Genomic DNA, 13,197 nt, shown 5'->3' with positions numbered 1-13,197 from the left:
GCCGATGCGCCCCTCCCCATGGGCGCGCCGGCTCAGGACGCCGCGGCGCGCTGAATACAGGACAGCAGGCGCTGCAAGTGTTCCGGCTGATGCATGGCCGACAAAGACAGACGCAAGCGCGCCGTCCCGGCCGCTACCGTGGGCGGGCGGATCGCCGGCACCCACAAGCCCTGCTCGCGCAGACGGGCGGCCATGGCCAACGCCTGTTCTTCGCTGCCTATGATAAGTGGCTGAATCGGCGTTCGGGAAGCCCCTACGGAGTATTTGAATTCAGATAGTCCTGATTTGACAGTTTCTATCGATTCACGCAGCCGCGCGCGCCGCTCATCCGCCTCGGAGATCAAGCGCAGGCTGGCCAGAATCGCACAGGCCAACGCCGGCGGCTGGGAGGTCGTGTAAATATAACTGCGCGCGGAATTGATCAGCCACTCCACCAAGTCCGCTCCGCCGGAGATGAAGGCGCCGGCCACCCCAGCGGCCTTGCCCAAGGTCGCCATGTAAATCAAGCGCGGGCTGGACAGCCCGTGCTCGGCCAGCGCGCCGCGACCATCGCCCAGCACGCCGAAGCCATGGGCGTCATCCACATACAGCCAAGCGTCATAGCGTTCGGCCAAGGCCAGCAACGCCGGTAGCGGGGCTTCATCGCCGTCCATGCTGTACACCGACTCCACCGCGATCAGTTTGGAGCGCGCGCTGGACTCCGCCAGCAAACGTTCCAGTTGCGTCAGGTCGTTGTGATGAAAGCGCTTGAACTCGGCGCGGCTCAGTCTACAGGCGTCGTTCAACGAGGCATGGTTCAGCCGGTCGGCGAACACCGCGTCGCCGCGGTCCAGCAAACTGCTGACAATCGCCAGATTGGCCGCGTAGCCGGAGCCAAACAATAATGCCGCAGGCTGGCCGACGAATTCCGCCAACGCCTCCTCGGCCTGCTGTTGCACGCTGAAGTGACCGGCCAGCAAATGCGAGGAGCCGCCGCCCACCCCCCAACGTTCAAGACCCTGCTGCGCGGCGCGCACCAGGGCCGGGTGATCGGCTAATCCAAGGTAATCGTTGCTGGCGAAAGAGACATAGGAACGCCCGTCCACCACCACTTCGACCCCTTGAGGGCTGTCGATGACCGCGCGTTGGCGACGGCAATGGGTGGCGGAAAGGTCCAGCAGGGCGGCAGGCAAGTCTTGAAGGCGCATATCGGCTCGAAATATCCCGTGAAAAGGGCTTGGCCGGAACCAGCCTCGCCGGCCGCCCAAGCTATTCCTTATATATACATTTTTTACATCGCCCGCGAATCCGCCGCCCAATCCGCTCAAAGCGGCGTCAGATCAAGCTTTTCCAACAGCTGCCGGTCGGCATCCACCTCGGGGTTGCCGGTCGTCAAGAGCTTGTCGCCGTAAAAGATGGAATTGGCACCGGCAAGGAAGCACAAAGCCTGCGTGGACTCATCCATTTCGCGGCGTCCGGCGGACAATCGCACATAGGTTTTGGGCATCACGATGCGGGCCACCGCGATGGTGCGCACAAACTCGGTCCAGTCCAGCGGCTCGGCGCCTTCCAGCGGCGTGCCCTCTACCTTGACCAGCTTGTTGATAGGCACCGACTCCGGTTGCGGCTCAAGATTCGCTAGCTGTGCAATCAGACCTGCGCGATCGTTGCGGGTTTCATTCATGCCAACAATACCACCACAGCACACCGATAGACCCGCACTGCGTACTTTTCCCAAAGTGTCCAGCCGATCTTCATAGTCCCGCGTGGCAATGATATCGGAATATTTGTCCGGCGAGGTATCCAGATTGTGATTGTAATAATCCAGGCCGGCCGCCTTCAGTTTTTCCGCCTGTCCGCCCTTCAGCAAACCAAAGGTGGCGCAGGTTTCCAGCCCCAAGGCTTTGACTTCCTTGACCATTTCCAACGTTTTTTCCAAGTCCGCGTCCTTGGGGCCGCGCCAGGCCGCGCCCATGCAAAAGCGGCTGGCCCCGTTGGCCTTGGCCGCGCGCGCGGCGCTCAAGACCTCGTCCACCGTCAGCATCGGCTGATTGGGCACCGGCGTGTCGTGATGCGTCGATTGCGGGCAGTAGCCGCAGTCTTCCGGACAGCCGCCGGTCTTGATGGAAATCAGCGTGGACAGCTGCACCTTGGTGGGGTCGAAAAACTGGCGATGAATCTCGGCCGCGCGGAATACCAGCTCCATGAAGGGCAAGGCCAGCAGCGTTTCGATTTCCGCCACAGTCCAGCTGGCAGATTCCGGATGCGGGTTGGCGGAAGGCTTGAATTCGATAGCGGAAGAATGCATGGTCTATCCTGGCTGTGGTCACTGTCCGGCGATGGAAGACCTTGATCTGGCAAGGATAACTCCGGCTTTCGCCGTCAGGACCGTCAGAGTGCCACGCCCGGCCGGGCGTGGGGCGAATCAGCGCATCTTGCTGGGGAGGGCGCCATGCTGTCAAACCTGACAAGGATCATAACTGACAAGTGCACAATATTTAATCAGCCATGCCTGCTCTGCGGGGACTGGCGGGCAGAGCGGGGCTTTTGCCAGGACTGTCGCCGACAGTTGCCTGCTCTGCCGTCCACGCAATGCGCGCGCTGCGCGGAACCGCTGCCCGTCTCCGGCTTATGCGGCCAGTGCCAACGCCGGCCTCCCGCCTTTGACGCGCTGTACGCGCCGTATTTGTTCGATTACCCTCTCGCCGCGTTGATCCACGCCTTCAAATACGGAAAACAGCTGCAGATGGGCGCGGCCTTGGGTGGCTTGCTCGCCGATTTCGCCCTACCGCTCAGCCCAAAATATCACCTCGTCATTCCTGTTCCACTGGCAAAAGAACGGCTTGCCGAACGCGGTTTCAATCAAAGTCATGAGTTGGCAAAAGCATTCGCTGCTACAATGGCGAGCCGTTTGAGCGCCGAGGTTTGTTGGCGAAAATACAACACTCTTCCCCAAGCCTCCCTCGGACGCGCCGAACGCCGGAAAAACCTCCGCCATGCTTTCGGCGTAAATTGCCGCTGTGACGGGCTTTCCATCGCCATTGTCGATGACGTCGCCACCAGCGGCGCCACCCTGTCGGCGCTGGCCGAAATTTTGAAAAAACAGGGGGCAAAACGGGTCGATGGCTGGGTGCTCGCCAGGGCCTTTTCTCCTAAAACTTGACCAAGATTTTGATTCTTTGGAACAATCCAGGCTGCCAACGATGTTCACTGTAATTCTTTTTCAGCCGGAAATACCGCCCAACACGGGCAATGTGATTCGTTTATGTGCCAACACCGGCTGTGAACTGCATCTGGTCAAACCCATGGGCTTCCCTTTGGAGGACGCCAAGCTGCGACGAGCGGGACTCGATTATCACGAGTACGCACGCGTAGTGGTTCATGAGGATTGGGCGGCTTGTCAAGAGACTTTGCGCGGACGGCGTATTTTTGCCGCCACCACCAAGGGCTCCGAGCGCCATGACCGGATATCCTATCAACCTGGGGACGTTTTTTTGTTCGGTCCCGAATCCCGCGGTCTGCCGCCTGAAGTGCTGGAGTCTTTGCCTCCGCAGCAGAGGATTCGTTTGCCGATGCGTCCAGAATCAAGAAGTCTCAATCTTTCGAACACGGTCGCGGTGACGGTGTTCGAGGCTTGGCGACAGCTAGATTTCGCAGGGGGAAGCTGAAGCGGTTCGCAGATCGGCCCAACAAGGGACTCTGAAAAGCCTGGTCCGAGCGCTTGCTAGCAAGCGCGAAGCGCCGACGTTCAAACGGCGCGCCAAGGTTTGCAGTGGTTCCGACAGCATAAGGGAGATCTATGCAATCAGTACTCCGATGGCTGTGGCTTGTGTTCGTCAGTCTCGTACTCGTGGCCTGTTCCACCGTGAAGACGGCCAGCGCCACCAACCAGTCGGCCTCCTCGTCGACCGGCAACAAGAAAACCGTTGCCAAAAATGGAGCCTTTTTCCAGAACGATGGTCCCGCCGACCATATTCCGGTCAACCTGAACCTGGTGCCGGACGCTGTGCCCCAGGAAGAGCCGCTGATCAAATCAGCCAACCTGCCCTACACAGCGCTGGGAATGAGCTTCCGCCCCGACACGCGCGAAAAACCCTACCAAGCCACGGGCCGCGCCTCTTGGTATGGCAAGCAGTTCCACGGCCGCAAAACGTCCTCCGGCGAGAAATACGATATGTTCGCCATGACCGCCGCCCATCCTACGCTGCCGATCCCGAGCTATGCCCGGGTTACCAATCTTAACAACGGCAAATCCGTGGTGGTGCGCGTCAATGACCGCGGCCCCTTCCACAAGAACCGCCTGATGGACCTGTCCTACGCGGCGGCCTATCGCCTGGGCTTCGTCAAGCAAGGCAGCGCCAAGATCGCCATCGAACGCGTATGGCCGGACGCCGGCGGCGAGAACATCGCCAGCACCCGTCCCGTCAACACCGCTCGACGCGTTGAAGACACGCCCAAGTATCTGCAACTGGGCAGCTTCTCCAAACTGGCCAACGCCGAGGCGATGGTGCAGAAAATGCTGGGCGAGATGGACGACAAATACGAGTCCAAGCTTGGCATCGTGAATCAGGAAGGCGTCTACAAAGTGCGTCTGGGGCCCTTCCGCTCCAGCGACGCGGTGCGCAACGCCGCAGAGAACCTGCACGTGGAGACCGTAGTCACCAGCTTGTAAGAACCAACGATCTGCTGCGCGTCGGCGATACGACGTTGAAACCGACTTCGAAATGCTCATGTACCGTATGTACATTCCGCTTTCTCAGCCGTTTTCGCCTTGTCTCGCTCTAGCTCGCGAGATCGTAAACAGGCTCTACAAGCGCTCGGTCAAAAACAAAGGCGAAGGAGACATCTCCTTCGCCTTTGTCGTTTCCGCCGCCAATAAAAAGCCCCGGCAAGCTGCTGCCGGGGCAAGCCTGATCAATCCAGGCCCCGCTCAGGGAGGCAAGCGGGAGGTGTTGGCCACCTGCTTGTTTAGGTGCGGGCCTGTTCCTAAAGTTCCGGCGGCTCGGACTCGTCCGCAGCCGGCTGTCCCATGTACTGGTCGAACCAGCCGTTCACCACCCGCTCCACGTCCTCTACCCCGCTTTTCTTCAGGCTGGAAAACATCTGCACGCTGACGTCCGGATAGTCTTTCAGCTCGCTCTTGACCAAGGCCAGCACCTTGGATTGCTCCTGACGCGACAGCTTGTCGGCTTTGGACAACAGGATATGCACCGGCCGTCGGGTAATGCGGAAGAACTCCAGCATCTTGCGGTCCAGCTCTTTCAAAGGATGGCGCGCGTCCATAATCAACAGTAGGCCGATCAGGCTCTCGCGCGACTGCAAATAGCGTCCCAGCAGCTCCACCCAGTGCGCGCGCACCGCTTCAGGCACCTCGGCATAGCCATAACCGGGTAAATCGACTAGAAAACATTCGTTACCCAGCTCAAAAAAATTGATGTGCTGAGTGCGGCCCGGCGTCTTGGACACCCGCGCCAGACGGCCATGATTGGCCAATGTGTTGATAGCGCTGGACTTGCCTGCATTGGAGCGGCCCACGAAGGCGACCTCCGCTCGGGTGGGCGGCAAGTCCTTCATGTGGTTGACGGTGGTATAAAATCGGGCGTTTTGAAAAGTCGACATAGTAGTAAGGGTGAAATCAGTTGGTATAGAATAGCAGGTTTGAAATTGCCACTTTTACAGATATTTAGGGATAGCCCCTAAAGGAGCGACCATGAAACGTATGATGCTGTTGGCGATGGCGGCTGCAACCCTGGCCGGAAACGCGTTGGCGGCTGCGCCGGTTGCCGCCAAGGCGGACCCGGTGAAGGCCAAACAGATCGTAGAAACGGTTTGCGCGGCTTGCCACGGCACTGACGGCAACAGCGTAGCCGCGGCCAACCCCACGCTGGCGGGTCAGAACGCGCACTATCTGTACACCCAGTTGAAGGCGTTCAAGGCGGGCGTGCGCAAGAACCCGACCATGCTGGGCATGGCCTCCACGCTGTCCGAAGACGATATGCGCAATGTCGCCGCCTACTACAGCGAGCAAAAGCCGAAGGACCGCGAGGCCTCCGACAAAACGCAAATGCCGCTGGGCGCCAAGATCTACCGCGTCGGCAACGCCGGCACCCAAGTCCCCGCCTGTATGTCCTGCCACGGCCCCGCCGGGAAGGGCCTGCCCGACCAGTACCCGCGTCTGGGCAGCCAGCACGCCGGCTACATCGTCAAGCAGTTGCAAGACTTCAAGGCCGGCACCGACCGCAAGAACGGCCCGATGCAGGATATCGCCAACCGCATGAGCGACGCGGAAATGAAGGCCGTGGCCGAATACATTTCCGGCCTGCGCTGAGCACCGATGCCGCCCGACCGCGCCGCTTGCGCGGCCGGCCGGGCATGACGGCCCGCAGGGCCGCGCCGTGTAGGGAACTCCGCGCCGCTTGCGCCAGACGGCGCCGTCCGCACCTCGAGACGCGCCGGCAACTTTGTCCGGCACCCCCGGCTCAAAAGGGAAGACCCGTCCACGGGCTTTCCTTTTTGCACTTTACGCCACTATGAAAAAAACTAGCCGCAACGGCCTGGCTCATGCCTGGTATGAGTTGCTCAGCTCGATGCGCTTCGCCATCGGCCTGCTGACGATACTGGCCATCGCCTCGGTGATCGGGACGGTTCTGAAACAGAACGAACCCTATCCCAATTATGCCTTCGAATTCGGGCAATTCTGGTTTCAAGCGTTTGAATGGCTAGGCTTGTACGACGTCTACCATTCGGCGTGGTTCCTCACCATCCTCGCCTTCCTCGTGCTGTCCACCAGCTTGTGCATTCTGCGCAACGGTCCCGGCTTCATCAAGGAGATGCGCGCTTACCGTGAAAAAGCCTCCGACAACTCACTGGCGGCGATGAAACACAGCGTCAGCTTCCAGGCGGAAGGCTTCGACACCGAGGCCGCCCGCGCCTACTTGCAGGCGCAAGGCTTCCGCCTCAAGGAGCAAGCGCGCACCGACGGCGGCCTGGTGCTGGCGGCCAAGAAAGGCGCGGCCGGCAAGCTTGGTTATTTCTTCGCCCACATCGCGCTGGTGGTGATCTGCATAGGCGGCCTTCTGGACGGCAACCTGCCCTTGAAAATAGGCGAACTGACCGGCAAAGTGGTGCCCGAAACCCGCGATGTGCCGCAAAACCAGATTCCGGCGGTCAGCCGCTTGGGCCCGAACAATCTGTCCTTCCGCGGCAATGTCACCATTGCGGAGAACAAGAGCGCCGACGTTACCTTCCTCAACGCCGGCAACGGCTACCTGGTTCAGGAACTGCCCTTCATCATCACCTTGAAGAAGTTTCACGTCGACTACTACAGCAACGGCATGCCCAAGCTGTTCGCCAGCGACATCGTCGTCACAGACAAGGCCAGCGGAAAAACCACCGAGGCCACCGTCAAGGTCAACCATCCGCTGATCGTCGACGGCATCGCCATCTACCAGTCCAGCTTCGGCGACGGCGCCTCCCCGCTCAAGTTCAAGGCCTGGAACCTGGCCGCGCCGCAGGCGCGTCCCACCGAGATTCCAGCGGTGTCGATGTCCAGCCAACCCCTGAAAGCCAACGGCAAGGACTACACGCTGGAAGTGGGGGAACTGCGCGTATTCAACATAGAAAACATCGGCAAGCCTCAGGACGAGCAGCGCACTTTGTCGCAGCGCATGCACGACGCGCGCGAGGTAAAGCAAGACAAGCAGCTGAAAAACCAGGGGCCGTCGATCAGTTTCAAACTGCGCGACGCCCAGGGTCAAGCGGTGGAGTTCATGCATTACATGGCCCCGATTCAGCAGGACGGCGCCAGCTATCAGATGGCCGGCGTGCGCAAAACCGTGGCCGAACCGTTCCAATACGTGCGCATCCCCTTGGATGAAGAGATGAGCATGGAGCGCTTCATGCGCCTGCGCGCCGCTTTGCTGGACCCGGCGCGTTACGACGAAATCGCCCGCCGCGCCGCGCACAAGGCGCTGAAAGGCGACGCTATCAGCCCGGCAATGCAGCAGCAGTTCACCGACAGCGTCAAATGGGTATTGGCGCGCTTCGGCGACAGCGGCTTCGTCGGTCTGGAGAAGTTCCTGGACGCCCGCGTGCCGCAAGACAAACGCCAGGCCGTGGCGCAAACCTATATCAAGATTCTGCAAGGCGCGGTGGCGGACGTGATGGCGGTGGCGGACGAAAAAGCCGGCCTGCCGGCGATGAAGCTGGACAGCGAGCATTACCGCTTCCTGCTGGACAGCCTGGTGGCGGTCAGCTCGCTGCACGACTACGGCGCGCCGGTATTCCTGCAACTGGAAGGCTTCGAGCAGGTGCAAGCCTCCGGCCTGCAGCTGACCCGCTCGCCCGGCAAGACCCTGGTCTATCTGGGCTCGGTGCTGCTGGTCTTCGGCATCATCCTGATGTTCTACGTGCGCGAGCTGCGTCTATGGGTTCGCGTCAATGGTTCCAAAGTACGGGTAGCGATGACGTCAAACCGGCATAATCGCGATCTGGACGGCGACTTTGCGCGCCATACTCAACTAATCAAACAGCTGGTACGAGGTGCATGATGGAACTGGCCCACGCTTCTTTCTCGCAACAGCCGCTGCTGAAACGGCTGAGCCTGACCGACTGGCTCTACGCGCTGCTGGTGCTGGGCGCCGCCGGCTACAGCTACGCGCTGTACAACCATTACATGGACGGCTATGAGCAGGCTATCCTGGCCGGCTCGGCGCTCGGCTTGATCGGCCTGGGCTGGTTCTGGAAATCCTGGCGCTGGTTCTTCCCGCTGGCGGGCTGTATCTCGTTGCTGGCGATCCAGGTTTATCAGCATGAGCTCGCGCGCGGGCAGACCGCCTTCCTGCTCAAGTACATGCTGTCCAGCCAATCCTCCATCATGTGGATGTGCACGCTGTTTTTCCTGGCCGCCTTCTCGTACTGGATCGGCTTGCTGACTCGCTCCGACACCCTCAACCGCATGGGCACCGGCCTGACCTGGGCCGCGTCGGTAATGGGCCTGGCCGGCTTGTTCACCCGTTGGTACGAAAGCTACCTGATCAGTCCGGACATCGGCCACATCCCGGTGTCCAATCTGTACGAAGTTTTCGTCTTGTTCACGCTGATCACCTCGCTGATGTATCTGTACTACGAAGCCAAGTACGCGGCGCGTCAGATGGGCGCCTTCGTGCTGCTGGTGATCTGCGCCTCGGTCAGCTTCATCCTGTGGTACACCTTCGATCGCCAGGCTCACGAGATCCAACCCTTGATCCCGGCGCTGCAATCCTGGTGGATGAAGATACACGTGCCGGCCAACTTCGTCGGCTACGGCGCTTTCGCCATCGCCGCCATGCTCGGCATCGCTGAACTCCTCTCGCTGAAGGGCTGGCTCAAGGACAAGCTGCCGCCGGCCGAGGTGCTGGACGAGGTGATGTACAAAGCCATCGCCGTCGGCTTCCTGTTCTTCACCATCGCCACCATCTTGGGCGCAATGTGGGCCGCAGACGCCTGGGGCGGTTACTGGAGCTGGGACCCCAAGGAAACCTGGGCTTTGATCGTGTGGCTGAACTACGCCGCCTGGCTGCACATTCGCCTGGTCAAGGGTTGGCGCGGCGCGCCGCTGGCCTGGTGGGCGGTGGTGGGCTTGTTCGTCACCAGCTTCGCCTTCCTAGGCGTCAATATGTTCCTGGCCGGCCTGCATTCCTACGGCGGCCTGTAAGAGCCTGCTTGCGCTCTGCTGCTCTTGATGGCACGGGGTGTAAACAGATACACCCCGCTTTCTCCGCCTCAACACCGTGTCTCGCTCAAGCTCGCGAGATCGTGAGCGTGCTCTAAACCTCCCCCCGAGCCCCCCCGCCGACGCGGGGTTTTTCTCTTGCCGGCGCGGCCGGTCGCGACGGATTTTTGTTAATCGCGCCCCGACTGTGCTATTTTTACCCCGTTTTTATTTATAAGGAATCTTCGTTTTCATCATGGACGTTTCGTGGCTGTCTGACCCTTCCGCCTGGCTTGGCCTCCTCACGCTGATCATCCTGGAGGTGGTGCTGGGCGTTGACAACCTGATCTTCGTCGCCATCCTGGCGGAAAAGCTCCCCCCGCACCAACGCGACCGCGCCCGCATCACCGGCCTGTCGCTCGCTCTGATCATGCGTCTAGTGCTGCTGGCCAGCATCTCCTGGCTGGTGACGCTGACCTCGCCGCTGTTCCATGTGCTCAGCCAACCCTTCTCGGGGCGAGATCTCATCATGCTGGGCGGCGGTGTATTCCTGTTGTTCAAAGCCACCACGGAACTGCACGAACGCCTGGAAGGCGTGGATGAAGTGAAGAGCAATGGCCAGAAGGCTTACGCCGCCTTCGGCACCGTCGTCGCCCAGATCCTGGTGCTGGACGCGGTATTCTCCATCGACTCGGTGGTCACCGCCATCGGCATGGCCGAACACCTGCCGGTGATGATGCTGGCCGTCATCATCGCCATGCTGATGATGATTGCCGCCAGCAAACCGCTGACCGCCTTCGTCAACGCCCACCCCACCGTGGTGATGCTGTGCCTGGGCTTCCTGCTGATGATCGGTTTCAGCCTGGTGGCGGAAGGCTTCGGCTTCCATATTCCCAAGGGTTATCTGTACGCGGCGATCGGCTTCTCGGTGCTGATCGAGGCCTTTAACCAGGTCTCTCAGGCCAACCGCATCCGCTACCTGAACCGCAACCAATCCTTGCGCGAACGCACCGCCAACGCGGTGCTGAGCCTGATGGGCAGCAAGCTGACCAGCCCCAGCGCCGATGAAGGCAAGGTGGAAGACAGCAAGGACGCCGAACCGCAAGAAGCCTTCGCCCAAAACGAGCGCGCGATGATACACAGCGTGCTGACCCTGGCCGAGCGGCCGATCCGCGTGATCGCCACGCCGCGCGCCGATGTCCACCGCCTGGACCTGAGCCAGAGCCAGGATGCCCAGCGCAAAGTGCTGCGCGATAGCCCCTACTCCCGGCTGGTGGTGATCCGGGACGGCAGCATAGACGAGCCGCTGGGCATCGTCGCGCGCAAAGACCTGCTGACCCAGTTGCTGGACGGCGGCGAGATGAACATCGACGCCGCCCTGCGTCAGCCGCTGGTGCTGCCGGAAACCGTCACCGTGCTCAAGGCGCTGGAGAGCTTCCGCCAACATTCGGCGGACATGGCCTTCGTGGTCAACGAGTTCGGCAGCCTGGAAGGCATCGTCACCCAAAAGGACTTGATGGAGGCCATCGCCGGCGAGTTTCCGGAAGAGCACGAGCGTCACGAACTGCCGGCCATCCTGCAGCAGGCCGACGGTAGCTTCGATGTGGAAGGCAGCCTGGAACTGGTGACGCTGGAACAGCACATCGTGCTGGGGGACTTCGAGGACGAAGACTTCCACACCGTGGCCGGCCTGCTGATGGACTGCCTGGAGCGCATTCCGCGCGAGGGCGATGAAATCACCGTCGGCGAATGGAAGCTGCGCGTCACCGTGCAAAAGGGCAACCGCACCGAGCGGGTGCTGATCAGCCCGCTGGTCAATCTGGATGCCAGCATCTAAGTCCGCCGCCGCGCGGGGCACTCAGGGCCGGGCTTCCCCCCGGCCCTGGTTTTTATACGTGCTGCGCTGCCGGGACGGCGCGCTTTACACCGGCATCACCACCGATGTGGCGCGCCGCTACGCCCAGCACGCCGCCGGCAAGGGCGCGCGCTACACTCGGCTCAATCCGCCGCAAGCGCTGGCCCTGGTGCTAGTCTGCACCGGACGCTCCGACGCCCTGAAGGCCGAGTACGCGTTCAAGCGGCTGGACCGCGCAGCCAAGCTGGACTTCCTGAACCTCCACGCGCCCGCGGACGGAGATTTCACGGTTTTCATGTCGGCGCCCGCCAATGGCAACACAGATTAACCAGCCTTAACAGACACTTACCGTCTTCTGCCCTAGGCTGACATCTGGCAGTTATTGCCATTCCAGGAGATCAAGATGAAAACGAACGCTCGCCCCCTCATGCTGGCCAGCCTGCTCGCCGCCAGTTTATTGTTCGCCGCCCAGGCCCGGGCCGAATCAGAATGGCAGAAAGAACATCCACGCCGCGAGGAAGTCAATCAGCGCCTGCACCATCAGGACCGCCGCATCCACCACGAACTGAAGGAAGGCAAGATCAGCCGCGACGAAGCGCGCAAGCTGCACGGTGAAGACCGCGACATCCGCCAGCAAGAACAAGGCATGGCCAAGCTGGACCACGGCCACATCACCAAGCAGGAACAAAAAACGCTGAACCAGGAGGAAAACCAGGTCAGCCAGCAGATCAAGAACGGCAACTGATCGTCTCGTCCAAAGACAAAGCCCGCCAAATGGCGGGCTTTGTCTTTGCGGCCTAGCTGGGCTCACTCCAGTTCCAGTTAGAACCGAAAACGCGAAGGCGATCAAGCGGGGCCGCAGACAGTACAAGAGAGTACGGCAAGGCCCCGCGTAGTGAAGCCGACAAAGTTATCGGTGTTAAATGGGATTGGAATCAGTGCTGCAATATCTTGGACAGGAAGTGACGAGCCCGCTCGGAGCGGCCGTCCAGATTGCCGAAGAACTCGTCCTTATCGCAATCCTCCACGATGTGGCCCTGATCCATGAAGATCACGCGGTTGGCCACGCGGCGGGCAAAGCCCATCTCGTGGGTCACGCACATCATGGTCATGCCCTCGTGCGCCAACTCGGTCATCACGTCCAGCACCTCGTTGATCATCTCCGGGTCCAGCGCGCTGGTGGGCTCGTCGAACAACATCGCGATCGGGTCCATCGCCAGCGCGCGCGCAATCGCCACCCGCTGCTGTTGGCCGCCGGACAACTGGCTGGGAAACTTGTCGGCGTGCGCCTTCAAGCCCACGCGGTCCAACAGCTTCAGGCCCTTGTCCCGCGCCTCGTCCTGGCCGCGGCCCAGCACCTTGACCTGAGCGATGGCCAGGTTCTCGGTGATGGACAGGTGCGGGAACAGTTCGAAGTGCTGGAACACCATGCCAACGCGGCTGCGCAGCTTGGGCAGGTCGGTTTTGGGATCGCCCACCGAGATGCCGTCGACAACGATCTCGCCCTTCTGAAACGGCTCCAGCGCATTGACGCACTTGATCAAGGTGGACTTGCCGGAACCGGACGGCCCGCACACCACCACCACCTCGCCCTTGGCGACCTGGGTGGTGCAATCGGTCAGGACCTGGAACTGTCCGTACCACTTGCTGACTTGCTTCAGGGAAATCATTG

At 61.0% G+C, this 13,197-nt stretch carries 13 protein-coding genes; 9 read left to right on the top strand and 4 right to left on the bottom strand.

The features are described 5' to 3' along the window. Positions 1–32: 32 nt before the first annotated feature. Positions 33–1,187 (bottom strand): 8-amino-7-oxononanoate synthase, encoded by a 1,155-nt coding sequence (gene bioF, locus ACUXV1_RS16690; RefSeq protein ID WP_446016053.1) that lies wholly within the window; start codon positions 1,185–1,187, stop codon positions 33–35. 116 nt (positions 1,188–1,303) lie between these two features. Next, positions 1,304–2,287: a biotin synthase BioB gene (gene bioB / locus ACUXV1_RS16685; protein ID WP_043638155.1), complete on the bottom strand. Its 984-nt coding sequence runs from the start codon at positions 2,285–2,287 to the stop codon at positions 1,304–1,306. Positions 2,288–2,431: 144 nt separating this feature from the next. On the opposite strand from bioB, the gene ACUXV1_RS16680 reads away from it, so the two are divergent. The 3 genes from ACUXV1_RS16680 (at position 2,432) to ACUXV1_RS16670 (ending at position 4,651) form a co-directional block, all read left to right on the top strand. After that, positions 2,432–3,142 (top strand): ComF family protein, encoded by a 711-nt coding sequence (locus ACUXV1_RS16680; RefSeq protein WP_043638159.1) that lies wholly within the window; start codon positions 2,432–2,434, stop codon positions 3,140–3,142. A gap of 40 nt (positions 3,143–3,182) precedes the next feature. Further along, complete coding sequence (locus ACUXV1_RS16675) at positions 3,183–3,647, top strand: tRNA (cytidine(34)-2'-O)-methyltransferase (protein ID WP_081862658.1); 465 nt, start codon at positions 3,183–3,185, stop codon at positions 3,645–3,647. Between the two features lie 131 nt (positions 3,648–3,778). Beyond that, positions 3,779–4,651 (top strand): septal ring lytic transglycosylase RlpA family protein, encoded by an 873-nt coding sequence (locus tag ACUXV1_RS16670; RefSeq protein ID WP_043638166.1) that lies wholly within the window; start codon positions 3,779–3,781, stop codon positions 4,649–4,651. Positions 4,652–4,965: 314 nt separating this feature from the next. Here ACUXV1_RS16670 and yihA read toward each other — a convergent pair whose 3' ends face one another. Continuing rightward, positions 4,966–5,598: a ribosome biogenesis GTP-binding protein YihA/YsxC gene (yihA, locus tag ACUXV1_RS16665; protein WP_043638169.1), complete on the bottom strand. Its 633-nt coding sequence runs from the start codon at positions 5,596–5,598 to the stop codon at positions 4,966–4,968. 91 nt (positions 5,599–5,689) lie between these two features. On the opposite strand from yihA, the gene ACUXV1_RS16660 reads away from it, so the two are divergent. From ACUXV1_RS16660 to ACUXV1_RS16635, 6 genes are all read left to right on the top strand, one after another. Then, entirely contained in the window at positions 5,690–6,307 is a 618-nt protein-coding gene (locus ACUXV1_RS16660) for a c-type cytochrome (RefSeq protein WP_446016054.1), read from the top strand. 202 nt (positions 6,308–6,509) lie between these two features. Next, a complete protein-coding gene (locus ACUXV1_RS16655; protein WP_446016055.1) occupies positions 6,510–8,528 on the top strand; it encodes a cytochrome c biogenesis protein ResB in 2,019 nt (672 codons plus the stop codon). Further along, a complete protein-coding gene (ccsB, locus tag ACUXV1_RS16650) occupies positions 8,528–9,673 on the top strand; it encodes a c-type cytochrome biogenesis protein CcsB (protein ID WP_446016086.1) in 1,146 nt (381 codons plus the stop codon). Before ACUXV1_RS16655 ends, ccsB begins: the two co-directional genes overlap by 1 nt. A 253-nt stretch (positions 9,674–9,926) precedes the next feature. Next, positions 9,927–11,507: a TerC family protein gene (locus ACUXV1_RS16645; RefSeq protein WP_043638178.1), complete on the top strand. Its 1,581-nt coding sequence runs from the start codon at positions 9,927–9,929 to the stop codon at positions 11,505–11,507. Continuing rightward, entirely contained in the window at positions 11,494–11,853 is a 360-nt protein-coding gene (locus ACUXV1_RS16640; protein WP_446016056.1) for a GIY-YIG nuclease family protein, read from the top strand. The genes ACUXV1_RS16645 and ACUXV1_RS16640 overlap by 14 nt, the downstream gene beginning before the upstream one ends. Before the next feature lie 75 nt (positions 11,854–11,928). Next, the gene (locus tag ACUXV1_RS16635; protein ID WP_043638181.1) at positions 11,929–12,270 is read left to right on the top strand and encodes a hypothetical protein; all 342 of its coding nucleotides are present in this window, start codon (positions 11,929–11,931) and stop codon (positions 12,268–12,270) included. A gap of 190 nt (positions 12,271–12,460) precedes the next feature. Here the strand turns inward: ACUXV1_RS16635 and ACUXV1_RS16630 are convergent, their stop codons facing one another. Beyond that, positions 12,461–13,195, bottom strand: coding sequence for an amino acid ABC transporter ATP-binding protein (locus ACUXV1_RS16630; protein ID WP_019101740.1), 735 nt, complete (start codon positions 13,193–13,195; stop codon positions 12,461–12,463). Positions 13,196–13,197: the final 2 nt, after the last annotated feature.

This window comes from Chromobacterium sp. W521, assembly GCF_052805975.1.
Note: the sequence above shows the minus strand (reverse complement) of the source record. Positions and strands in the feature narration are given on the sequence as shown.